The following is a 1,979-nucleotide window of genomic DNA, read 5'->3' as shown; positions in this document are numbered from 1 at the left end:
GCGCCGTCGCGAGCAGCCCCGCCGCCGACACGGCCCCCGCGAGCCCGTACGAGCCGTGGGCCCGCGCCACGAGCAGCACGGTGCTCACGCCGCACATCGCCGCCGGGAGCCGCGCCAGGGCGCCCGCGGCGGTGAAGAGACGCGCGGAGGGCAGTGTGAGCAGGGCACGGTAGGGGGCCCACGGCGGGGCGCCCCGGAGGAGGATCGGCATGTGTCAAGGCTCGGGGCGCGGCCCCCGCCCGGTCCAACACCTGTCCGGGCGCCGATTCACCGCTCCCCGTTGTCAATGGCGCGGTGCCACCGGCTAGGTTCACGCCGTGCCCGTCTCAGCCGACATCCCGCCGCGCCTGTTGCGCGCCTTTCTCGCCGTCGCCGACGAGCTGCACTTCACCCGTGCCGCCGCCCGCCTCTACCTCGCCCAGCAGGCCCTGAGCCGCGACGTGCGGCGCCTGGAAAGGGAGTTGGGCGCGCAGTTGTTCGTCCGCTCCACGCGCAGCGTCTCCCTCACGCCGGAGGGCGAACTCCTCGTCCCGCTCGCCCGCCGCCTCCTCGACGCGCACGACGCTCTCCGCGCCGCCTTCGCGACGCCGGGTCCGTTCCTCGTCGACGTCAACAGCCCCGGCCTGCTCGGCGAACGCGTCGTCGCGCACGCGCGCACCCTTGCGGCTCCCGGCTGCGAACTCGTCGTCCGGTACGAGAGCGGGCTCACGCACGCCGCCGCCGAGATCCACGCCGGGCGCATCGACGCCTCCTTCGGCCGCTTCGCCGGGCTGCCGCCCGTGCTCGCCGCCGGGCTGGACCACCAGCCCGTCGCCTACGAGCGGATGGGCATCGTCCTGCCCGCCGGTCACCCGCTCGCCGGGCTGCCCGAAGTCCCGCTCGCCGCCCTCGCGGGCGAGGAGGTGTACGCGGGCGCGGGGAACGCGCGGACCGCCGAATGGACCGCGCTCGCCGAGGAGTTGTTCGCCCCGTACGGCATCGCGCTCGCCCCGCCCGCGCCGCTCGTCGTCGGCGAGGCCGAGTTCGCGCGCGTCATGGCCGAGAAGGGGCGGCCGGTGCTCTCGGTGACGGGGCTGCCCGCGCTCGCGGGGAGCGTGCTGCGACCGCTCGTCGAGCCCGTACCGCTCTCGCCGGTGTCCCTCGTGTGGCGCGCGGGGCGGAGCCACCCCGGGCTCGACGCGCTGCGCGAGGCCGCGCACGCATGCGCGGGCGCCGAATCATGGCTTATTCGGCCACCTTTCGCATGGCTTCCGACCAAAGATGCACTCATCATGATGAGTCCCGTACAAGAGGCACTTTGACCACGAGTCAACGCGTTACCTTGCTCTTCCGGGCGCGGTGGGACAAATGGGGGGCGCTCGGACCGGGTGGGGGCCCGGTCCGGTGAGGGGCGGCACCCGGGCCGCCCGCGCACCCGTACCAGCTCGATGGGGGAAGTGCGCACATCGTGGAAACTTGGCGAGAAGACGTCACCACGGGACGTAGTCACGAGCCGCAGGGCGTGACCGTCGATCTCGACAGCCTCGGCCGCCGCTCGGCCGACCTTCCGGCGCAGGACGGCGCCGGTACCGGAGCAGCCGACGACGGCGCCGAAGGGCCCGTCTTCGTGGACGCGTCCGGGCGCCGCAGCCGCCGCTACCGCAGGCTCGGCCTCGGTCTCGGCCTCGCCTGCGGGGCCTACGCGGCCGTCATCGCTGCCACGCTCGTCTCGGGCAACTCGGACGCGCCCTGGCTGCCACTGCCGCAACCGGCGGCGAAGGCGCACGCGGACAAGGTCAAGCCCTCGCCGCCGCCGAGCACGGGCGTCGAAGGCGGCATGGACGCGGGGGCGGGCGCCGACGCCGCCCCGCCTGTCCTCCCGGCCGCCCTCGTGCCCGGCCTCCCGGGGCGCACAGGGCTGCCGGGGCTCCCGGGCACTCCTGGCATCCCCGACATCCCGAAGCTGCCTGGCGCGGGCACGGCGCCGGGCACGGCGCCGG

The 1,979-nt window shown here is 75.3% G+C and carries 1 protein-coding gene and 2 pseudogenes; 2 read left to right on the top strand and 1 reads right to left on the bottom strand.

All coding sequences use genetic code 11. The features are described 5' to 3' along the window. A pseudogene (locus tag G3I42_RS07190) lies at positions 1-211 on the bottom strand (MFS transporter permease); the annotation flags it as partial. A 139-nt stretch (positions 212-350) separates the two neighbouring features. Between G3I42_RS07190 and G3I42_RS07185 the strand changes: the two are divergent. Together G3I42_RS07185 and G3I42_RS07180 are read left to right on the top strand one after the other, a co-directional pair. Beyond that, complete coding sequence (locus G3I42_RS07185; protein ID WP_164283458.1) at positions 351-1,301, top strand: LysR family transcriptional regulator; 951 nt, start codon at positions 351-353, stop codon at positions 1,299-1,301. 146 nt (positions 1,302-1,447) lie between these two features. Next, positions 1,448-1,979: pseudogene (locus G3I42_RS07180) on the top strand (translation initiation factor IF-2); the annotation flags it as partial.

The organism is Streptomyces sp. SID11385 (assembly GCF_010548245.1).
Classification (GTDB): Bacteria; Actinomycetota; Actinomycetes; order Streptomycetales; family Streptomycetaceae; genus Streptomyces.
The sequence above is the reverse complement of the archived record's forward strand: the minus strand, read 5'-3'. Positions and strand labels throughout refer to the sequence as shown.